21 protein-coding genes are annotated in these 20,265 nt (G+C 45.4%); 8 read left to right on the top strand and 13 right to left on the bottom strand.

Features of this window, described 5'->3' with window-relative positions:
• Nucleotides 1-196 precede the first annotated feature (196 nt).
• From rlmA to F0232_RS14045, 5 genes are all read left to right on the top strand, one after another.
• Entirely contained in the window at nt 197-1,006 is an 810-nt protein-coding gene (gene rlmA, locus F0232_RS14065) for a 23S rRNA (guanine(745)-N(1))-methyltransferase (protein ID WP_105057436.1), read from the top strand.
• A gap of 81 nt (nt 1,007-1,087) precedes the next feature.
• A complete protein-coding gene (locus F0232_RS14060; RefSeq protein ID WP_105057437.1) occupies nt 1,088-2,041 on the top strand; it encodes a ChaN family lipoprotein in 954 nt (317 codons plus the stop codon).
• A 183-nt stretch (nt 2,042-2,224) separates the two neighbouring features.
• Nucleotides 2,225-2,578, top strand: coding sequence for a hypothetical protein (locus F0232_RS14055; protein WP_105057438.1), 354 nt, complete (start codon nt 2,225-2,227; stop codon nt 2,576-2,578).
• A gap of 133 nt (nt 2,579-2,711) precedes the next feature.
• Nucleotides 2,712-4,598, top strand: coding sequence for a BCCT family transporter (locus F0232_RS14050; RefSeq protein WP_105057439.1), 1,887 nt, complete (start codon nt 2,712-2,714; stop codon nt 4,596-4,598).
• A 195-nt stretch (nt 4,599-4,793) separates the two neighbouring features.
• On the top strand, nt 4,794-6,371 hold the full coding sequence (locus F0232_RS14045; protein ID WP_105057440.1) for an alkaline phosphatase: 1,578 nt from the start codon (nt 4,794-4,796) through the stop codon (nt 6,369-6,371).
• A gap of 134 nt (nt 6,372-6,505) precedes the next feature.
• Here the strand turns inward: F0232_RS14045 and F0232_RS14040 are convergent, their stop codons facing one another.
• Complete coding sequence (locus F0232_RS14040) at nt 6,506-6,943, bottom strand: YcgN family cysteine cluster protein (RefSeq protein ID WP_061033738.1); 438 nt, start codon at nt 6,941-6,943, stop codon at nt 6,506-6,508.
• Nucleotides 6,944-7,102: 159 nt separating this feature from the next.
• On the opposite strand from F0232_RS14040, the gene F0232_RS14035 reads away from it, so the two are divergent.
• The gene (locus F0232_RS14035) at nt 7,103-7,351 is read left to right on the top strand and encodes a YkgJ family cysteine cluster protein (protein WP_105057441.1); all 249 of its coding nucleotides are present in this window, start codon (nt 7,103-7,105) and stop codon (nt 7,349-7,351) included.
• A gap of 93 nt (nt 7,352-7,444) precedes the next feature.
• Nucleotides 7,445-8,134 (top strand): aquaporin Z, encoded by a 690-nt coding sequence (gene aqpZ / locus F0232_RS14030; protein ID WP_105057442.1) that lies wholly within the window; start codon nt 7,445-7,447, stop codon nt 8,132-8,134.
• An 80-nt stretch (nt 8,135-8,214) separates the two neighbouring features.
• Here aqpZ and recR read toward each other — a convergent pair whose 3' ends face one another.
• From recR to F0232_RS13995, 7 genes are all read right to left on the bottom strand, one after another.
• A complete protein-coding gene (gene recR, locus F0232_RS14025; protein WP_004740649.1) occupies nt 8,215-8,814 on the bottom strand; it encodes a recombination mediator RecR in 600 nt (199 codons plus the stop codon).
• A 72-nt stretch (nt 8,815-8,886) separates the two neighbouring features.
• The gene (locus tag F0232_RS14020; protein WP_004740648.1) at nt 8,887-9,216 is read right to left on the bottom strand and encodes a YbaB/EbfC family nucleoid-associated protein; all 330 of its coding nucleotides are present in this window, start codon (nt 9,214-9,216) and stop codon (nt 8,887-8,889) included.
• Nucleotides 9,217-9,368: 152 nt separating this feature from the next.
• On the bottom strand, nt 9,369-11,591 hold the full coding sequence (dnaX, locus tag F0232_RS14015) for a DNA polymerase III subunit gamma/tau (protein ID WP_105057443.1): 2,223 nt from the start codon (nt 11,589-11,591) through the stop codon (nt 9,369-9,371).
• Nucleotides 11,592-11,609: 18 nt separating this feature from the next.
• Nucleotides 11,610-12,155 carry an adenine phosphoribosyltransferase gene (gene apt, locus F0232_RS14010; RefSeq protein ID WP_004740646.1) on the bottom strand — a complete coding sequence of 182 codons (546 nt, stop codon included), beginning with the start codon at nt 12,153-12,155 and terminating at the stop codon, nt 11,610-11,612.
• Between the two features lie 161 nt (nt 12,156-12,316).
• Complete coding sequence (locus tag F0232_RS14005) at nt 12,317-12,688, bottom strand: YbaN family protein (protein WP_032498517.1); 372 nt, start codon at nt 12,686-12,688, stop codon at nt 12,317-12,319.
• A gap of 74 nt (nt 12,689-12,762) precedes the next feature.
• Nucleotides 12,763-12,900: a hypothetical protein gene (locus F0232_RS14000; protein ID WP_004740644.1), complete on the bottom strand. Its 138-nt coding sequence runs from the start codon at nt 12,898-12,900 to the stop codon at nt 12,763-12,765.
• A 150-nt stretch (nt 12,901-13,050) separates the two neighbouring features.
• The gene (locus F0232_RS13995) at nt 13,051-14,154 is read right to left on the bottom strand and encodes a response regulator (protein WP_061033733.1); all 1,104 of its coding nucleotides are present in this window, start codon (nt 14,152-14,154) and stop codon (nt 13,051-13,053) included.
• Nucleotides 14,155-14,382: 228 nt separating this feature from the next.
• Between F0232_RS13995 and F0232_RS13990 the strand changes: the two genes are divergently transcribed.
• Complete coding sequence (locus F0232_RS13990) at nt 14,383-15,258, top strand: LysR family transcriptional regulator (protein WP_061033732.1); 876 nt, start codon at nt 14,383-14,385, stop codon at nt 15,256-15,258.
• 75 nt (nt 15,259-15,333) lie between these two features.
• Here F0232_RS13990 and purF read toward each other — a convergent pair whose 3' ends face one another.
• From purF to accD, 5 genes are all read right to left on the bottom strand, one after another.
• Entirely contained in the window at nt 15,334-16,848 is a 1,515-nt protein-coding gene (purF, locus tag F0232_RS13985) for an amidophosphoribosyltransferase (RefSeq protein WP_008220291.1), read from the bottom strand.
• 34 nt (nt 16,849-16,882) lie between these two features.
• The gene (locus F0232_RS13980; protein WP_004740640.1) at nt 16,883-17,374 is read right to left on the bottom strand and encodes a CvpA family protein; all 492 of its coding nucleotides are present in this window, start codon (nt 17,372-17,374) and stop codon (nt 16,883-16,885) included.
• Nucleotides 17,375-17,435: 61 nt separating this feature from the next.
• On the bottom strand, nt 17,436-18,002 hold the full coding sequence (locus tag F0232_RS13975) for an SPOR domain-containing protein (RefSeq protein ID WP_008220288.1): 567 nt from the start codon (nt 18,000-18,002) through the stop codon (nt 17,436-17,438).
• Nucleotides 18,003-19,268 carry a bifunctional tetrahydrofolate synthase/dihydrofolate synthase gene (gene folC / locus F0232_RS13970; protein WP_061033731.1) on the bottom strand — a complete coding sequence of 422 codons (1,266 nt, stop codon included), beginning with the start codon at nt 19,266-19,268 and terminating at the stop codon, nt 18,003-18,005.
• A 42-nt stretch (nt 19,269-19,310) separates the two neighbouring features.
• Nucleotides 19,311-20,237 carry an acetyl-CoA carboxylase, carboxyltransferase subunit beta gene (gene accD, locus F0232_RS13965; RefSeq protein WP_004740637.1) on the bottom strand — a complete coding sequence of 309 codons (927 nt, stop codon included), beginning with the start codon at nt 20,235-20,237 and terminating at the stop codon, nt 19,311-19,313.
• Nucleotides 20,238-20,265 lie beyond the last annotated feature (28 nt).

The raw sequence follows: 20,265 nt of genomic DNA, 5'->3' as shown, positions 1-20,265 counted from the left end.
TTATTCACGCTAGGAAAGAGTGAACCATACCCAGAAAAACCGCAGACAAACGTGACCGAAATCGAAGCAATGATTTTTAATGTTGTCAGGCCTAATACTCCGTATCTCCAGAGCCACTATTGGCGGCTTTTTTATTTAGCCTGACGGAGCCCTTTTTGATAGAATTTGCCGTCCTACTCTATGCTCTGAGATCGTCATGCACTACCAATGCCCCCTGTGTCACCAACCTTTATCTCAACACGATCGTACGTTTAAGTGTGAAAAGAACCATCAGTTCGATTTAGCAAAAGAAGGCTACGTCAACTTGATGCCTGCGCATCATAAACGTTCAAAAGATCCAGGTGACAACAAAGAGATGATGCAAGCACGTCGTCGCTTCCTTGAAAGCAACCATTACGATCCAATGCGCCAAGCGGTAGTCGGATTATGCTCCAGCTACCTGCCAGACACAGATCCTAGCCTATTGGATATTGGCTGTGGCGAGGGATATTACACCAATGAAATCGCGTTGAATCTTCAAGATAAGAACGGCGCGATTTTTGGCCTAGACATTTCTAAGGTTGCTATCAAATACGCCGCTAAACGCTACCCAGCAGTCGACTTCTCTGTTGCCTCTAGCCATCGACTACCCTTCGCTGAAAACAGCTTAGACGGCATTCTACGCATTTATGCGCCATGTAAGGCAGAAGAGCTGCAACGTACCATCAAAGATAATGGTGTCGTGATTACAGTAACACCAGCAAGCCGACACCTATATCAGTTGCGTGACGCCATTTATGATGGTGTGCGTTTACACGATGAAGATCCTGAATTGATCGAAGGTTTTACTCTTGAGCACCAAGAGCATCTAAACTATATGATGGAACTATCGGGGTCAGATGCATTCGACCTGCTACAGATGACGCCGTTTGCTTGGAAAGCGACTGAAGAGTTTAAACAACAACTCACCAACGCAGAGCAATTCAACTGTGAAGCTGACTTTATGCTAAGAGTGTATCGCAAATAGATTTAATTGATATTGATTATCGTTTGCATTGAATTCTCTTCTTGCCTCCTTTAGTATGCGTGTTCTTCAAGGAGGCATTTCATGCAACGTATTATTCTTATCGGATTAGCCACTCTTCTCACAGCTTGTGCTAATCAACCTTCAGAAAACACTTCTCAAAAAGTGGTTCAACCGGAAACCGTTTCCACGTACTACGATTACCAGTTTGCCTCACCACAAGGCGAAGCACTCTCTCTCAACGCTTTACCTCAAGAGCTGCTAGATGCTGACGTTATTCTTATTGGCGAATGGCACACTCACTCTGCCATTCACCGCTTTCAAACTGATTTCTTAAAAGCGCGTCAAAACGCAGATTCAAACATTGCCCTATCAATGGAGCAGTTTACCCGAGAGCACCAAGACACGCTTAACCAATACCTAAACGGTAAGATTGGTGAACAGGTGCTTATCTCCAAGGCTGCCGCTTGGCCAAATTACGAAAGCGATTACCGCGCACTAGTAGAGTTCGCAAAAGCCAATAATTTAGATGTTATCGCAGCAAACGCACCAAAGCCTTTCGTTCAATGTATTGGCCGTAAAGGGTTACCGTACCTAGAGCAGCTTTCTTCGGAACAGAGAGATTGGGTAGCAGCAGAGGTGAATACTGGCGATAGCCCATACAAAGACAAGTTCATGGCATCGATGCACCACGGTACGCCTGAACAAACTGAAAAGCAGTTTGCCGCTCAAGTAACTTGGGATGAAACCATGGCGGAATCAATTGTCGATTACCTAGCAACGAACCCAGACAAACAGGTGATTCATGTCGCTGGTAAGTTCCATACTGAAGGTGGTTTAGGCACAGCCGCTTCTATCTCGCGTCGCAATCCTGACCTGAAAGTTGCCATCATCACACCTGTTGACGCCTTGTCTTCAGATTCGAGTGATTACCAACTGCAAGTGCTGTCTCCACCCGTACGTTTTGTTCAGAAAGAGAACCGTATGAAGGCATACAAACACCTGTCTAAACGCAGCTCAGACCTACAATGTGACTAAGCTCGCTTAGCTTCCTAAGTTGAACATGGGTATCGGCATAGGAATTGCTTAAATACCAAGCAGTTTTGATTAAGCAGAAGAAAATGTAATGTGCGAATAAAAAACATCACTATCGATGATTAATTGCACAAGTTTTTCACACCTCTGCCGATACTATGTTTAAGGATAGGTAAGGAGAGCTATATGACGCCAGTAGGAACGAGTAATACTCAGCTATATTCACCTTCGCAGATGAACACTAAGAGTCAAGATAGCGAAGCTGAAAAGCCTGCGCCGCTTAAGGTTGAGCAAAATACGGTTAAGCTTTCTGAAGAGGGCAAAGCACTCTTATCTGCCCTTAAAGAAATCGATAAAGAAGCGAAGAAAGTTGAAGCAGAAAACGCGACAGTCACCGATAAAGTCGAGTCTTTCGCTCACGGCGCTCTAGGTATGGATCACCCAGATAAGATCGAAGAAGAGGATGACGGTTCTTATTCAGCGGGGCAATACCTGTCCGCAGCGGCAACCGTAGGCGGTATTCTTCTTGCTCTAATATAGCCTTACCCGCTGAGTCCTTTGAACGTATTTTATTCAAAATAAAAACGATTTGTCGTCACGACAATAGACCCGATTAGGTCAGAAAAACGAGTTCATTCCATAATTCCGCTCTCATTTTAATGGAATAATACTCGTGAAAAACACTTTTGAGCTTATTGATAAGCCAACCTTCTTTGGTGCGATTGCACTCCTCCTCACGATAGTTTTCCCGCTCATTCTGTTCCCTGCTCAAGGCGCAGACTGGATTGCGGTTGCGAAAACATTCATGACTGATCAACTTGGTTTTCTATATCTAGCGCTAGGTCTCGCAGCCTGTGCATTTATGGTGTACGTGGTGTTCAGTGATATGGGACAAATTAAACTCGGCGAAGCTGATGAAGAGCCTGAGTTTAAAACTGCTTCATGGGCTGCCATGCTATTTTGTGGTGGTATCGGTGCAAGTATCTTGTACTGGGGCTGTATTGAGTGGGCTTACTACTACCAATCACCTCCTTTCCAACTAGAACCTGGCAGTGAAGAAGCAGTACGCTGGGCAGCGACCTACGGCCTGTTCCACTGGGGACCAATCGCATGGTCTATCTACCTAATCCCGGCAATTCCTATCGCTTACTTCTTCTACGTGCGTAAACAACCTGTTCTAAAGATCTCAAGTGCACTAATGCCTGTTCTTGGTGAACACCGTAGTAAAGGCGTACCAGGAAAGATCGTTGATATCCTATTCATTTTCGGCCTATTAGGTGGCGCAGCAACAACCTTAGGTTTAGCAGCACCTCTAATCACCGAAGGCTTGAATCACCTGTTTGGCCTACCGAAAAACAACCTAACACAAGTGACGGTTCTTTTGGTCTGTACTGCTATTTTTGCTTACTCGTCTTACGCGGGTTTGGAAAAAGGCATTAAGATCCTAAGTAACATCAACTTCTGGGGTGCAATGGGTCTATTGGCTTTCGTACTGATTGCTGGTCCAACGATCTTCATGCTGGAAACCGGCTTAGACTCGATTGGTCGTCTGCTGTCTAACTTCTTCGTGATGGCGACATGGGCTGAACCATTTGGTGGCTACGGCACATTCGAAAATACGCACTTCCCACAAGACTGGACGATTTTTTACTGGGCATGGTGGCTAGTATTTGCGCCAAGTATGGGTCTATTTGTAGCGCGTATCTCTCGCGGTCGAACCATCAAACAAATGGTGTCAGGTTCTATCTTCTTTGGTTCGCTAGGTTGTTTCCTATTCTTCATGATCTTGGGCAACTACGGCCTGTCTCTACAACTGTCTGGCGAGCTAGATGTTGTAGCTGTACTAAACAATGAAGGCGCAACTAAGGCTATCTTCTCGATGCTGGCACAGTTACCGATGAGCACAATCGTTATCGCGGTATTTACACTACTGTGTATCATTTTCACTGCGACTACCTTTGACTCTATCTCATACATCCTTGCTTCTGTTGTTCAGAACAACGTGACAGAAGAACCAATGCGTTGGAACCGTATGTTCTGGGCATTCACACTGTCGTTCTTACCAACGATTCTGATGTTCCTAGGTGGCTTGAGTACGTTACAAACTGCAGCGATTGTTGGTGGCCTACCGCTACTGGCTATCTCTGTGATGTTGATGATTTCAGCAGTGCGCGCAACTAGCCTCGATTTACGTCACCAAGATGCATACATCGAACCAACCATCAATATCGAAGAGCTGCCAGACATGGATCCATGGTCAGCTGAAGGTATGGCACTGGCTCAGTTTGAGAAAGAGAGAGACGCTGCACAAGAAGCTGCAGAGCTTGAGCGTGTTGCTTATACAGAACTAGCAGCAGTGAAAAAAGAAATTCGCGCTTATGTGCTAGAACAAGGTTCACAAATGGAAACTCACGAGTTACCAGAGAACCTGCAGCAAGCACTTGAGCAGGCCGAGAGTAATCTTAGTGCTGCACAAGCGAAAAAGGTCGAGTTATCTGAGCAGGCTCAGAATGCTCGAATCGCGTTCAACCAAGTGGTTGCAGAACTACCGCTTGCTTGACTTTAGCCATGACGCTGCCCACGAGTTTGGGCCCTCCTAAATAAGCCAAAGGCTCACAGTGATGTGAGCCTTTTTTTATTTCTGTTCCAAATAGTTTGAGCTATTACTCAACTTTATATTTATGAAATAAATATGAAACAGAGTTGACACATTCGGGTGTTTTAATCACCCCGCTTATATAAAAAGGGACAAACAATGAAGCACCTTATAAAACCTGTTATCGCCGCAGTGGCAACGTCAACACTCTCATTCAATGTACTTTCAGCAGAAATCAAAAATGTCATTCTAATGATTGGCGATGGTATGGGACCTCAACAAGTTGGCTTATTGGAGACTTATGCAAACCAAGCACCTAACTCAATCTATAAAGGTCAAAAGACCGCCCTTTATCAGCTTGCTCAAGAAGGCGTGATTGGTTCATCTCTTACCCACCCAGAAGATGCGATTGTGGTCGACTCTGCTTGTTCCGCAACCATGTTTGCTACAGGTATCTATACAGGTTCAGAAGTTATTGGTATTGACTCCCAAGGCAATCATGTAGAAACCGTACTAGAGAAAGCAAAAAAAGCGGGTAAAGCAACAGGGCTGGTTTCCGATACGCGCTTAACCCACGCAACACCTGCCGCATTCGCCGCGCATCAGCCACACCGCTCGCTAGAAAACCATATTGCTAGCGATATGCTGGAAACAGGCGTCGACGTGATGCTTTCTGGCGGGCTGCGTCACTGGATCCCGAAGTCAACAAATGACAAAGGCGAAACCTACAAACAACTTGAGCAACTGACCCAAGGTGACGTTTACCTCAAGTCAAAACGTAAAGATGACCGAAATCTTCTTGCTGAAGCCCAGAAAGATGGCTATCAGTTAGCGTTTAACCGCAATATGCTCGACAACGCTAACGGCGACAAATTACTTGGTCTATTCGCGTACTCTGGCATGGACGATGGCATCGCATATAGCAATAAAAAGCTGAGTGGCGAACGCACACAACCTAGCTTAAAAGAGATGACGCAAAAAGCGCTTAACGTCTTATCAAAAGATGAAGATGGCTTTTTCCTAATGGTTGAAGGCGGTCAGATAGATTGGGCTGGGCACAGTAATGATGCAGGAACTATGCTGCACGAGCTACTTAAGTTTGATGAGGCCATTCAAACGGTATACGAATGGGCAAAAGATCGTGAAGACACTATCGTAATCGTTACTGCAGACCATGAAACCGGCTCTTTCGGTTTTAGCTATTCATCAAGTGAACTACCAAAGCCACAAAAGCGCCCAGGTGAAGCCTTTGCCGATCGTGATTATGCGCCAAACTTTAACTTCGGTGCATTCGATATTCTTGATGGTTTATACAATCAGAAACAAAGCTACTACGGCATGATCAGTGAGTATCAAAAACTCGACAAAGCTGCACAAACGCCTGAGAAATTCGCTGAGATCGTGAACAAAAATAGTGAATTTCCAATCACCGCAGAACAAGCGAAAAAGGTACTCGCAAGTAAGCCAAACCCATATCGATTGGCGCAACACAAATACCTTTCTGAAGAGAATGTTCCTGCCATCAACGATTTCGATGCATTTTTCCCATATAACGACCGTGGCAATCTACTTGCTCGAGAACAAGCAACAGGTCAAAACATTGTTTGGGGTACAGGCACACACACCCATACACCTGTGAATGTGTTTGCTTGGGGACCAGCAGAAAAGATATTACCAGTATCAAAAATCATGCATCACTCAGAGCTTGGTGAGTACATCAAACAGCAAGTAAATTAGCCTGATCTTTTTTGCTAGCTTCACTGAACGCCCTGCGGGGCGTTTTTTGTTGTAAGCGTTTAAGAATTTAAGCTTCAAATTTAGGTAACGCCAAATAGCAAAACAGCCGCTGTGAGCGACTGTTTTTATTATCATTAACGATTTGGGTGGTTCAAGATGTGGTCTTCCCAATCCACAACATCAATTTCGTACACGACTTTGTTGCGGACGCTTTCACCCGCAGCATGCATCTCAGACTTAGAGCCTGTAATTAATGGGTGCCACTCTGGAAGCGGCTTAGATTCGGATAGAAGACGATAAGCACACGTATCTGGCAACCAATGAAACTCGTCGATCTTGTCACGAGTTAGCTTCAAACACTCTTCACCTGAAGTGAAACGGTTTGGGTAGTCCTTACAAGAACATGTTTTGTCATTAAGCCAGCTACACGCGACATTGGTGTAGTAAACTTCATCGCTATCTTCATCCATAAGCTTATGTAGGCAACACTTACCACAACCATCGCACAGAGATTCCCACTCTTGCTCGGACATCTGCTCTAGTGTTTTTTCTTGCCAAAATGGATTCGTCATAGGATTACTTCTTACTCTTTTACTGGGGTGCGTGTTATACCGCTAGCCCATAAAAAGTTCAAGGATAATAATTGTTCATTCTTTGATCCAATCAATAGCTGTCACTGCGATTGTTTTTTGCTACTATCGCGCACCCTGTTATTTAGTGAGTTTAATTTGATGGAATGTCGCCTAGGTTGTGGAGCATGCTGTATCGCTCCGAGTATTACATCTGCTATTCCTGGAATGCCGAATGGTAAGCCTGCGGGCGTGCGCTGCATACAATTAAATGAACAGAATCTCTGCAAGCTGTTTGGTCAAGACTCACGTCCTAAAGTGTGTCATCAGTTCAAGGCTTGCCCTGTCGTTTGTGGTAAAACCGATCAAGAAGCACTCGATAACCTTATTGAGCTCGAAGCAATAACCTAGCAAAATTTTTCTTTTTATATATGCCCAAGATTTCACAACTTTGATAAATCTAAACTATCTTGTTGATACTGGTACAGATTAATAAGGATCGTTATGAATAGGTATATAGCAGAAATGTTTGGTACGTTTTGGTTGGTGTTAGGTGGTTGTGGTAGTGCCGTCTTAGCCGCTGCTTTTCCCGATGTAGGTATTGGCCTGCTTGGGGTCTCTCTTGCCTTTGGTTTAACCGTGCTCACCATGGCTTTCGCTATTGGGCATATATCCGGTTGCCACCTCAACCCAGCTGTCACTATCGGCCTTTGGACAGGTGGTCGTTTTGATGCCAAAGATGTTGCTCCTTACATCATTGCTCAAGTACTCGGCGGCATTATTGCTGGCGGCGTATTATTTGTGATTGCCTCCGGCCAAGCTGGCTTTGATGCTGTTTCGTCAGGTTTCGCGTCTAATGGCTTTGGAGAGCACTCTCCCGGTGGTTACTCGCTAACCGCAGCACTGGTCTGTGAGGTGGTGATGACCATGGTATTCCTATTCGTGATCATGGGAGCGACCGACTCTAAAGCACCCGCGGGATTTGCACCTATAGCGATTGGTCTCTGTTTAACCCTAATACACCTTATCAGTATTCCTGTAACCAATACGTCTGTGAACCCAGCTCGAAGTACGGGTGTAGCGGTATTTGTTGGTGACTGGGCCGTTTCTCAACTATGGCTCTTCTGGGTTGCTCCGATTATCGGCGCTGTGATTGGTGCAGTGATATACAAAGCCGTTCGTGGCTCGGATTAAGCTAAGAGAAGGGTTGAAGAAAAAAGCTTTTGAGTAACAAAAGAAAAAGCCGCTTAGTGATGATTCACCAAGCGGCTTTTTTAGATCTTATGACGACCGAGCAATGAGTGCGAAAGCGTGGTGCCATCCACCAGCTCTAGCTCACCACCAACGGGAACACCATGAGCGATTCGGCTAGCGTTCACTTCATGGGCATTACAAAGCTCGGCGATGTAATGTGCTGTCGCTTCCCCTTCAACAGTCGGGTTAGTCGCTAGGATTACTTCAGAGATATCACCACGACGTAAGCGGTAGTCCAAAACATCGAGGCCGATGTCACTTGGACCAATACCATCAAGTGGTGAAAGGTGCCCCATAAGCACAAAGTAACGACCAGAGTATTGGCCAGTTGCTTCGATAGCTGCAATATCAGCTGGGCTTTCTACTACACAGATTTGACCATTTTCCTGACGTTTAGGGTTGGTACAAATGTGGCAGGTATCTTCTTCAGTAAAAGTACGGCACTCATTGCAGTGACCGATTTCAGTCATTGCTTGGCTAAGAGCATCAGCCAACTGAAGGCCGCCTTTTCTATCGCGCTGTAACAAATGAAAGGCCATACGCTGAGCCGACTTGGGGCCAACCCCAGGTAGACAACGTAAGGCCTCCATCAAATGCTCCAGCATATGACTGGTACGCATATTTAACCGTTCTAATTTTCAAATAACGGTCCGCTCAAGTAAGGCAAGAACGAACCCTTAGAAATAAGTCGCTTAGAAAGGCATCTTCATGCCTGGTGGAAGTTGCATTCCGCCAGTGATGCTAGCCATTTTTTCTTTTTGAGTTTCTTCAACACGACGAGCCGCATCGTTGAAAGCAGCAGCGATAAGATCTTCAAGCATCTCTTTATCGTCTTCCATTAGGCTTTCATCGATATCAACACGGCGAACGCTGTGGCTACCAGTGATTGTTACTTTTACAAGGCCAGCACCAGATTCACCTGTTACTTCCATATTTGCGATTTCTTCTTGAAGCTTTTGCATGCGCTCTTGCATTTGCTGGGCTTGCTTCATCATGTTGCCCATACCGCCTTTACCAAACATGTTAATACTCTCTGGTCTAATTGGTTTATTAAAATTTATTAAGCTATAAGCGCTTAAATGGGGGTTAAAGCAGTGTGATTCAACCCCTCAGTGTTCAGTTCTTCGATCGGCGTATCTAAGATGATACGCCCATCACTAAATCAAAATTAACGTTAGATAGGACGAACACTATCTCTGTCGAGCTCTGCGGCGAAGCGTCTTTCGATAAACTGTACGTTGGCATCGTTTTCCAAACTGGTAAACGCGTCTTTCAACTTACCTTGGTACAGCCTTTCTCGTAATTCTAGTGGTGTTTCACCACCATCGCCGATTTCGACGCTCAAGTGACACTCTTCTCCGAGTACCGTATTCAGAGACTGTAACAGTTCACTCTGCGCTCGATCCGTATTCAAGTGAGCCTGGCTCGATCTCAAGGTTAACGTTATCGATGTATCATTCTTAGTAAATACAGAGTTCAACGCTAACTGTTCAACGAGCTTAGCTGTCTCTAGTTTTTGAATCGTGGCAGACCATTCATCTTGAGCAATCGACTCATTAAGCAGCTTTTCTACCATTTCCGGAGTTTTGACGTGCTCTAACGCTCGCTTGATCTGAGTTGGTGTAAGCTCTTTGCTCGCCTCTTTTACAACAGGTTTAGACGGTTTCCAGCGATAAGGTTCATTATCATTGGTAACATTTTCTGTCGGAGAGGTTGGTAAAGAAGCTGGCGACACCCGCTCAGAACTACCGTGTTGCTGAGCAACTCGGTCAAGAACTGAAGTTTTAACTGGTGCCGCTTTAGCCTTTTTTGGCGCTGAACCTTTGCTATCCTGTGCTGCGTTACCTCTACGCTGAGAGCGTAATTGATGGCGTAAACCACTGACAGGTGATGCCGGACGTGCAGGCTGCCCTTCTGGAGCAGACGGTGCAACGTTTTGTTGCTGAGCCGGAGCTTGATTCTGATAGCTCGCTTGCTGCTGAGGCATAGGGCTCATTGGCTGCTCTGAACCGTAGCTAGGACGTTCGTCATAAGCTGGCGGTGCATCATACTGGCTTTGCGGGTAATCCTGTTCTGGATAACCTTGATGACCAGAATGCTCAGGGTAGCCTTGTGAATTCGGATACTGAGCCGGACTTTGCTGCGGAGCTTGTTGTGCAGGTTGCTGCTGCATCGCTTGAGGAGCCTGCTGCATCTGCGGCTGTCTCGGAGCGGCCGTTGGCGCTGGTTGACTAACCGGCTGAGCTTGACTCTGAACCGGCGCAGCAACAGGGCTTGTCGACTGAGTAGAGATAGCCGTTGCTACGCTTTGCTCTGCAGGCCTAAATGCCAACATGCGTAAAACCACCATCTCAATACCAACGCGTGCGGTTGGCGACAACGGTAAGTCTTCACGACCTTTTAGCACTATCTGGTAATAAAGCTGAATATCTTGTGGGCTTAACGCTTTACTAAGCAGTTCAAGCTTCTCTGCGTCAGGCTGCGCTTTGTCTAAGGTAGACGGCAACGCTTGATACATGGCGAGACGATGAAGTTGAGCAGCGAGTTGATTCAGCAAACCATCCCACTCTACGCCATTCTCAGCCAAGTTTTGGATACAAGCCATCGCCTCTTGAGGCTGCTTACTGCTAATAGCCTCAAGTAGATGGATCGCTTGGTCAGTATCCAATGTGCCAAGCATGTGCGCAACCGTATCAGTCACGACATTGCCGTTGCCTAATGCGATAGCTTGGTCCGTCAGGCTCAAGGCATCACGCATACTACCGTCGGCGGCATGAGCAATCATTCCGAGCGCACGAGGCTCAGACGTTACCTTCTCTTGTTCAAGAATATGGTCGAGTTGCTCATGGATATTATCAACGCTGATCGGCTTAAGATGGAACTGCAGACAACGCGACAAGATAGTCACTGGCAGTTTTTGTGGATCGGTCGTTGCGAGCAAGAATTTCACATACTCAGGCGGCTCTTCTAACGTCTTTAGAAGCGCGTTGAAACTGTGCCTAGAAAGCATGTGTACTTCATCGATAAGGTAAACCTTAAAGCGACCACGCGCTGGCTTGTACTGAACATTGTCCAGAAGCTCGCGGGTATCTTCTACCTTAGTACGTGATGCCGCATCGATCTCTAGTAGATCAACAAAGCGACCTTCATCGATCTCTTTACAAGTTGCACATTCACCACAAGGGGTTGAAGTAATGCCGGTTTCACAGTTAAGTCCCTTAGCAAACAAGCGGCCGATGGTCGTTTTACCGACACCGCGAGTTCCGCTAAATAGGTACGCATGGTGCAACCTATTTTGGCTAAGGGCATTCTCTAATGCTGTTAAAACATGGGCTTGACCAACCACTTCTTTGAATTTGGTTGGTCGCCATTTTCGCGCTAACGCAAGATAGCTCATGAATAATTCCGAAAAGGATTAGTGGCCGTCGAATTCGCAGATGCTAAACACTTCTAGACCTAAGCCTTCTAAGCGCTTGTCACCACCGATTTCTGGAAGATTAATTACAAATGCAGCGTGCTCTACCACACCACCAAGCTGACGAATCAACTTTGTTGTCGCTTCAATCGTACCGCCAGTTGCTAGTAGGTCATCAACCATCAGCACTTTATCGCCTTCAACGATAGCATCAGTATGAATTTCTAGCGTGTCTGTGCCGTATTCAAGCTCATAAGATTGTGCCACAGTTTCACGAGGCAGTTTGCCCGGCTTACGCACAGGAATGAAGCCAACACCTAGCTCTAATGCTAAAGGCGCACCGAATAGGAAACCACGAGCTTCAGTACCAACGATCTTAGTAAAGCCCATGTCCTTGTATGTTTCCGCTAACAACTCGATAGTCGCTTTGTAAGCTGCAGGGTCTTCCATCAAGCTTGTTACGTCACGGAACAAAATACCCGCTTTAGGGTAATCAGGAATGCTTTTGATGCTTGCTTTGATCAGAGAGATTTTTTCTGTGTTCATAATCTTATGCACTTCATTAGGCCGCTTTCCAAACTCTGGTTAACGAATCAAACATCAACGCTTGAAATTAAGGAAAGGTACGATTGGTATTCATTGCAACGAGAGTCATAACTCTAATTGCTGAAATAATAAACGCCCGCTATACAAGCAGGCACACTGGCTTAATGGTAGTGATTTTCTTTGCTGTCAGCAACCAACTCATGGGTTGGAAGTCGCATAAACCATGTGAGAAGAATAACAAGTACACAAATTAGGAAAGCCTTGACCCAAATGAGTGGAGCAAAGTAGATAGATAACGCAAAACTCAACAAGATAAAGAATACGCCACGCGTTTTAACTTGCTTGGTGACAGCGCCGTGTTGGTACCAGTTTTCTAACAGAGGACCGAGCGTTTTATGCTCATGCATCCATTTGTGAACTTTTGGATTGCTTCGCATGAAACATGCACTAGCAAGAAGAAGGAATGGAGTGGTTGGCAGAACGGGTAATACAATCCCTAGGACTGCGAGAAAGATACAAAGGCCACCAGCAATATTCAGGCTTAAAACTCGAACGCTAATTGTGGCCTCCTTGAGTTAGCTATCACCATTTGGCGACGACAGCTTAACTAAAATGTTGCGTAGCCATTAAATACACGGATCAACGTTAGTGTTGCTGGTAGTAATGGAATCATTAAAAATGCGGCTAGAAAGCCTAAAAAGTAGAATACATTAAACGGGTCTTTAAAGTCTTGATTATCTGCCATGATTGCTTCTTGTTTTTTGTTAGTAAAGGTAAGTCCAGTGGCGAACCAAACCCGCTTTGCTAAATAGACATTTAACAAAAAAGGCATAGCCACACCATTTGCGCAACTATACCTTAATCAATTATTCACAAAAACCGAGGGAATATAGGGTTAATCGGTTGTCCCTTGATGGATATCCAAGCTGAAACTTGCCGCTCCAAGCAGGCTCAACGACAACTGACAGCCCTGCTCTATTGGCAAGTCTCTGGTGATAAAGTTCTTTTTACAGTTATCGCCTAAGCGTTCACCTGCTGCAATATGTTGATTCATTTCACCATTCGACCAACGCCCATCCAAACCCGCAGGCAAAATTGAGATGGTGCCCTCAGCGAGGTTAGCAACTCCAAACAGCGCGTTGACAGGTGTTGAACACGCCGAGCAGCGAATCCCTTTCTCCAAAATTTCAGCGATATCTTTGAGGTCAGCACTAAAATCTTTTCTGTTTCTTAAGTAATCGTGGAACAAAGCTCTCACTAACAAGGTAGTCGCAGAGCCACCATTTTCAGAAGACGCTGAATCGACAAGGTAGAAAGCAAACTGCCCATTCATCGTCCATGCATAATCAAATACAAGCGGCATCATTTCCGTTGATTGCAACAAACGGTAGCTGCAACGCCATGAGCCTTGTCTTGTGTCTTTGTCTGGTAACAACGCGTGCAACAAATCTCTTGCTGCGCTTGGGTTGTCCTGTAAGTAATTCAGGTGCCAATGTAATTCTTGGTCTTCCGGGATCTCTCCTCCATCATCCACACAAAACCACTGGCTTGAGAAATCTCGTTGATCTGAAAGGTTGTCGAACGAATCTGTTAATGTGTTGGCAATCGCACTGCTTAGATGACCGTGGTCCTCTAATGGCTTAGCTAAAAAGTCTTTAATACCAAATCGTAGTGCTTTTGCTACGTCAGACATGTCATCTGTCGCAGACACCACAATCATAGGCAGCGATGGGTACTCTAAACTGAGCTCTTCTACAAGCTCGATGCCGTCCAGGATCGGCATTGATAAGTCACACACAATTAAATCTGGCGCTGCATCTCTGAGCTTCTGCAAAGCGTCCAGTCCGTTTTCAGCCTCAACCACTTTATAACCAACCTTCTCAAGGTAAGCACCGGTTATACGGCGAAAAATAGGATCATCATCAACCAACATTACGCATTTCCGGTTAATCACTTCCTGCGCCGAGGTCATTACTGGCTGACTGTGAGTTTTGTACATAATTTCTAACCTCACAAAACTAAGTCGAATTATTATTGTTATCTGTTCTAAGAACTAATATAAAACTTAGTAATAAAATGCTAAATACACAAATGTTCACTCTTTACTGGTAATTCGTGACAAGGCTTGGAATACTTGTAAATAGTGCAACAAGTTGACATGACGCAAACATTGATCTCAATGTTACGTATAAATTAGATGAGATTGTAAACAAATGTGTCTGGATTTATGAAATTAGATGATTTAAACCTCTTTCGACTCGTCGTTGAAAATGGGAGCTACACCGCAACATCGCGCAAGACTATGATTCCGGTTGCGACCATCACACGACGCATCCAAGCTCTAGAAGACTCGCTAAACCTGAGACTTCTCAATAGACACGCGCGTAAACTCTCTTTAACAGAGGCTGGCGAACGTTTCTTTAATGAATGCTCTCCACTGCTGCAACGTCTCTCTTCGACTGCCGAAGAACTGACGGATGTTTGTAAAGGTGCTTCCGGTAAGATCCGCATTACAGCGCCTTCCAACCTAACTAAGCGCATGATGATGCCAATGTTCAGCGACTTTATGACTCAATACCCAGATATCAATATTGAGTTGATGATGAACAACCAAGCCGATCAACTCGACCCTACAGAGTGGGACGTGATTTTCAGAGTGGGTCCGCAACGTGATTCAAGCCTCATCGCTCGAAAAATCAGTGAAGTAAAAGATATTCTTATCGCGAGCCCTGATTACTTAGCGAAGAACCCTGCACCGAGCCATGCTGAAGAACTGGCGAACCATTCATTGCTTAAAGGCTACCCACTGATTAAGTGGCAGCTAAGTAACTCGAATGATGAGACAGTGGTTAACAGTGAAAAAGGCCGCTTCAACGCAAACGCACTTAATGTGGTGAGACAAGCTTGTTCTGAAGGTCTAGGTATCACACTGATGCCTGACGTGATGATTCGCGAATACATTGAAGATGGTAGCCTAGTACAAGTACTGGAAGACTGGAGCGCTAACCCGCGTGACATCTACATGCTTTATAACCACAAAGACCATCTACCTGAGAAAGTTAGATTGTTTATTGATTTTGTGATCGCTTACCACATTCACTAGGTTAATCCCCTACTTCAAAAACAAAAAAACCAGAGCCGATGCTCTGGTTTTTTATATTCTTGCCACTAACGAAAACTAAGCGCCTTCGTTGTGCAACTCTAGATTCGCTAAATCTTGCTGGATCTCACGCTGAATCTTAGAATCGTCATTACGTAGAGAGTCTAGGAAATCTAGGTACGCTTGGTCGATATCACCCGTTACATACTCGCCATTAAACACAGAAGTATCGAAACGCGCGATGTCTTGGTTGCCCATGCCTACCGCAGAAATCAAGTCTGGTAGCGTTTGGAAGATCAGAGCGTCTGCGCCAATCTGCTTACAGATCGTTTCATTGTCACGACCATGAGCAATTAGCTCTGTCGCGCTTGGCATATCGATACCGTAAACGTTAGGGAAGCGAACCTCAGGCGCCGCTGACACCATGAACACTTTGTTTGCGCCAGAGTCACGAGCCATCTCAATGATTTGCTCTGAAGTGGTACCGCGTACAATAGAGTCATCAACCAATAGAACGTTCTTATCCTTAAACTCAGAGCGAATTGCGTTGAGTTTGCGGCGAACCGACTTCTTACGCTGCTGCTGTCCAGGCATGATAAACGTACGACCAACGTAACGGTTTTTCACGAAACCTTGACGGTATGGCTTGTCGATAGCTTGAGCGATACGCAGTGCAATGTCGTTAGAGGTTTCTGGAATTGGGATAACCACATCAATGTCTAGGTCTGAATACTCTTCTTTAATACGCTTACCGAGTAATTCACCCATCTCAACACGTGCGCTGTACACAGAGATTTTATCGATAAATGAATCAGGGCGTGCAAAGTATACAAACTCAAAGATACATGGGTTTAGTTGTGGGTTGTCTGCGCATTGCTTAGTGAAAAGCTCGCCATCGAATGTTGCATAGATAGCTTCGCCAGGTGCCACATCGCGCATGAAATCAAAACCAACAGCATCCAGTGCTACCGACTCAGACGCTACCATGTACTCTGTTTTACCTTCGACTTCACGCTTACCTAGACACAGTGGACGAATACCGTGTGGGTCGCGGAATGCGATCATACCGTGGCCGATGATCATAGCTGTTACTGCGTAAGCGCCACGAATTGTGCGGTGTACGTTTGATACTGCGCGGAAAACATCATCAGAAGTCACGTTACCTTTAACCGTGTCGATCTCATGAGCCAACACGTTCAAAAGTACTTCTGAATCTGAAGTTGTATTCACATGACGACGGTCTTTTTCGAACAACTTTTCACGAACTTCGTTCGCGTTCGTTAGGTTGCCGTTGTGAGCCAACGTGATGCCAAAAGGCGAGTTTACGTAGAAAGGCTGAGCTTCCGACGCGCTTGAGCTACCTGCAGTCGGGTAACGAACATGGCCAATGCCAACGTTACCTTGGAGGCGTTGCATGTGTTTTGCTTCAAAAACATCTTTTACTAAACCGTTCGCCTTACGCAGACGAAAACGATTGCTTTCTATGGTACAAATACCAGCGGCATCTTGGCCACGATGCTGCAATACCGTTAAAGCGTCATAAATAGACTGGTTTACAGGTGTTGAACCCACGATTCCAACAATACCACACATGTCCTAATCCTCGATTTTTCGACATTAACTGGCGCTATAGCGCGCCAGATAAGAAACTAGATGTTGCTTGTAAATGCTCGAAGAACGGCGCAATGATTCGACTAAATTCCGGAACCAACTGCGAATTCTTCCACCACTCAGAACTTGGGAATGCAGTAAACGCATCCATGAAAAACAACACTGCAGAAACAATCAAAACACCACGTAAGCCACCAAAGACGACACCGAGGATTCTGTCTGTACCTGACAGGCCTGTTTTCTGAACTAGCTGCCCGATAACATAGTTAACTAAAGCACCGACAACTAACGTTGCAACAAACAATGCTGCTATCGCAGTTCCGTTTCGAAACATCTCATCTTCGATATTGGTGAAGTACACCGCTAATTTTGCGTAGTACTGGCTAGCAATAAAAAATGCTCCAAACCAAATAACGAGTGACAACGCTTCTTTAGCGAAACCACGAACTAAACTGATCACGGCAGAGAAGCCGATCACGCCTAAAATGACAAAATCTAACCAATTCATGAATTCTTCATCTTAAGTTGGCGCGCATTTTAACAGAAAAAATGCTGACGCAAACGTTTTCTTATGGATTTAACGGTTTAAATTTGAGCAATTGGCCTTTTGAACCCGTAATTTTTTCTAATTCCTTAATTTGTCGCTCAAGTTTGGATTTAGATACATCTGGGCCAATAATTACTCGCGTAAAAGTTTTTTCTTGCTTGGTGTGAGCCTGATAACCACGCTTTTGCAAATCCTTAACCACGCTTTTCGCGTTGTCAGCATTCTTCAAAGCCATCAGTTGAATGATCCAAGCGCTGTCTTGGTACTCATTTTTTTCAGGTACTGGCTTAACCACAACCGCCACTTTATCCGCTTCTTTTTCAGAAGCCGATGCCGTTTGGGTTTCTGATGACCCACCGCTTTCGACCACTCGCTCTACTGGAGAATCCGGCAGTGCAATCTGATCTTCAACTGGGTCAAGCACCTCAAACACTTCCACATTGCTATCAAGTTCAGGCTTAATAGGAATGCTCGCAAACTCTTCTTTGTAGTGAAGCTTTTTACCATCAAGCACATCTGGCAATACAATCACGCCAATGGCCACTAAAATGATGGTGCCGACTAAGCGGCTCTGAAATTTACTTGCCATCTAGTTTCCTTTTTTCTGCCAATGCTCCAGCACTTCCCCTACTGTATGGAAAGAACCGACCACCAACACGACATCGTCTTCACCTTTCGCTGATGCTAACGCCGCCTCAAACGCCGCAACCGGGTTTGTATGCTGCTCAACACCTTGAGGAAGGCTCTGACAAAGTTCAGCTGCCGTTGCTGCACGTGGCCCTTGTAGAGAAGCTGGGTACCAGTGTGTTGCAATTGGTGCTAACACTTCTAATGTTGCTGGAATGTCTTTGTCATGAAGCATAGCGACTACAACGTGCAAGTTCTTGCCCGCATATTTTTGAGTAACTTGCTGTGCAAAGTATTCTGCTGAATGTGGGTTATGAGCCACATCGAGCACAATCACAGGCTGGTCACTAATTTGTTGCATGCGCCCAGGAAGCTGAGCGTTCTTCAAACCATTAACCACGTTCACATCGCTAATATCTAACTCTGATGTGCCCAGTGCCATCAATGCCGTTGCCGCGTTCGGGAGTGGCAATGTTGGGATAGGAAGCGACTCCAGTTGGAATGCACCGCTATGCCAGTTCCAAGTATCGCCATCAACGGCATAGGTATATTGAATACCGACCTGATAAAACTCGGCTTTGATATCATCGGCGTGCGCAGCAACCGTCGCTGGAGGCTTAGGTTGACCACAGATAGCCGGCTTACCGCTACGATAGATTCCCGCCTTCTCAAAACCAATCACATTGATGTCATCGCCAAGCCAATCAACATGGTCAACCGCCAAGCTCGTAATGACAGACACATCGTGATCAACGATATTAGTAGCGTCTAAGCGCCCGCCGAGGCCAACTTCTAACAATACAACGTCGACCGCTTCCGTTTGAAAAGCGCGCAACGCAGCCAAAGTACCGTATTCGAAGAAGCTCAGGCTGATTTCACCACGTTCTTTCTCAATAAAGTCAAAAGACTGAACCATCTTTTCATCAGATAGATCTTGACCATTGATACGAACGCGTTCGTTGTAGCGAATTAAGTGAGGAGAGCTGTAGACACCAACAGAGTATCCCGCATCTAATAGAATGGCTTCCATCAGTGCGCACGTTGAGCCTTTGCCGTTGGTTCCGGCAACGGTAATGACGTGTTTAGCAGGTTTGGTAAGATTTGCCTTAGAGGCGACGGCCTGAACTCGGTCTAGTCCAAGATCAATAGCACTGGTGTGGATGTTTGATAAATAATCAAGCCACATCTCCAAAGAGGATGTGGCTTGAGGAATAGGTTGTTGACTCATCTAACTCATAACCATAATAAAGTTGGTTTGTTAGAAGGTACTTTACCCTTTTTCTGGCGCTTCTGGTACTTCATAAGCAGCTTCATTCGGTGAATCGTTCACAGAAACTACTAATGGTGAAGGCTGATTGGTCATTTTTGCAACTAGGCTAGCTACGCGCTGACGCATTTCACGACGGTCAACGATCATATCGATAGCACCGTGGTCTAGTAGGAACTCACTACGTTGGAAACCTTCAGGTAGGTCTTCACGTACTGTTTGCTCGATTACACGACGACCAGCAAAACCGATCAGTGCTTTTGGCTCACCGATATTGATATCGCCAAGCATTGCCAAACTTGCTGAAACACCGCCCATTGTTGGGTCAGTCATTACTGAAATAAACGGCAGGCCTTTCGCAGATAGACGCTCAAGTGCAGCACTGGTTTTTGCCATTTGCATTAGAGACATTAGTGCCTCTTGCATACGCGCACCACCACTTGCAGAGAAACAAACTAAACCACAGTTGTTTTCAATAGCAGCATCTACAGCACGAACAAAACGAGCACCTACTACAGAGCCCATTGAACCGCCCATGAATGAGAATTCAAACGCACACGCTACGATTGGTAGACCTAGTAGTTCACCTTTCATTGCTACAAGTGCGTCAGTTTCACCACTGTTCTTTTGAGCAGCAGAGATACGCTCTTTATAACGCTTAGAGTCTTTGAACTTCAGTTTGTCTTGCGGCTCAAGATCAGTACCAAGTTCAACACGCTCACCTTTGTCTAGGAATGTTTCTAGGCGGCGACGTGCTTTCATGCGCATGTGATGGTCACATTTTGGACATACTTCTAGGTTACGCTCTAGCTCAGCATGGTAAAGCACCTGCTCACAAGAAGTACATTTAGTCCAAACACCCTCAGGGATAGACGCTTTACGAGATGTTACGATGTTGCTTTTTTCTAAAATCTTTTCAAGCCAACTCATGGAAGACCTTTTGTTTCGATTCTTCCGC

This window comes from Vibrio sp. T3Y01, from assembly GCF_013114525.1.
Taxonomy (GTDB): Bacteria; Pseudomonadota; Gammaproteobacteria; order Enterobacterales; family Vibrionaceae; genus Vibrio; species Vibrio chagasii_B.
This window is presented reverse-complemented; position numbering and strand designations above follow the sequence as displayed.

Coding starts and splice junctions, on each gene's coding strand:
- rlmA (WP_105057436.1), top strand. CDS start 197: ATGCACTACCAATGCCCCCTGTGTCACCAACCTTTATCTCAACACGAT.
- F0232_RS14060 (WP_105057437.1), top strand. CDS start 1,088: ATGCAACGTATTATTCTTATCGGATTAGCCACTCTTCTCACAGCTTGT.
- F0232_RS14055 (WP_105057438.1), top strand. CDS start 2,225: ATGACGCCAGTAGGAACGAGTAATACTCAGCTATATTCACCTTCGCAG.
- F0232_RS14045 (WP_105057440.1), top strand. CDS start 4,794: ATGAAGCACCTTATAAAACCTGTTATCGCCGCAGTGGCAACGTCAACA.
- F0232_RS14040 (WP_061033738.1), bottom strand. CDS start 6,943: ATGACGAATCCATTTTGGCAAGAAAAAACACTAGAGCAGATGTCCGAG.
- F0232_RS14035 (WP_105057441.1), top strand. CDS start 7,103: ATGGAATGTCGCCTAGGTTGTGGAGCATGCTGTATCGCTCCGAGTATT.
- aqpZ (WP_105057442.1), top strand. CDS start 7,445: ATGAATAGGTATATAGCAGAAATGTTTGGTACGTTTTGGTTGGTGTTA.
- recR (WP_004740649.1), bottom strand. CDS start 8,814: ATGCGTACCAGTCATATGCTGGAGCATTTGATGGAGGCCTTACGTTGT.
- F0232_RS14020 (WP_004740648.1), bottom strand. CDS start 9,216: ATGTTTGGTAAAGGCGGTATGGGCAACATGATGAAGCAAGCCCAGCAA.
- dnaX (WP_105057443.1), bottom strand. CDS start 11,591: ATGAGCTATCTTGCGTTAGCGCGAAAATGGCGACCAACCAAATTCAAA.
- apt (WP_004740646.1), bottom strand. CDS start 12,155: ATGAACACAGAAAAAATCTCTCTGATCAAAGCAAGCATCAAAAGCATT.
- F0232_RS14000 (WP_004740644.1), bottom strand. CDS start 12,900: ATGGCAGATAATCAAGACTTTAAAGACCCGTTTAATGTATTCTACTTT.
- F0232_RS13995 (WP_061033733.1), bottom strand. CDS start 14,154: ATGTACAAAACTCACAGTCAGCCAGTAATGACCTCGGCGCAGGAAGTG.
- F0232_RS13990 (WP_061033732.1), top strand. CDS start 14,383: ATGAAATTAGATGATTTAAACCTCTTTCGACTCGTCGTTGAAAATGGG.
- purF (WP_008220291.1), bottom strand. CDS start 16,848: ATGTGTGGTATTGTTGGAATCGTGGGTTCAACACCTGTAAACCAGTCT.
- F0232_RS13980 (WP_004740640.1), bottom strand. CDS start 17,374: ATGAATTGGTTAGATTTTGTCATTTTAGGCGTGATCGGCTTCTCTGCC.
- F0232_RS13975 (WP_008220288.1), bottom strand. CDS start 18,002: ATGGCAAGTAAATTTCAGAGCCGCTTAGTCGGCACCATCATTTTAGTG.
- folC (WP_061033731.1), bottom strand. CDS start 19,268: ATGAGTCAACAACCTATTCCTCAAGCCACATCCTCTTTGGAGATGTGG.
- accD (WP_004740637.1), bottom strand. CDS start 20,237: ATGAGTTGGCTTGAAAAGATTTTAGAAAAAAGCAACATCGTAACATCT.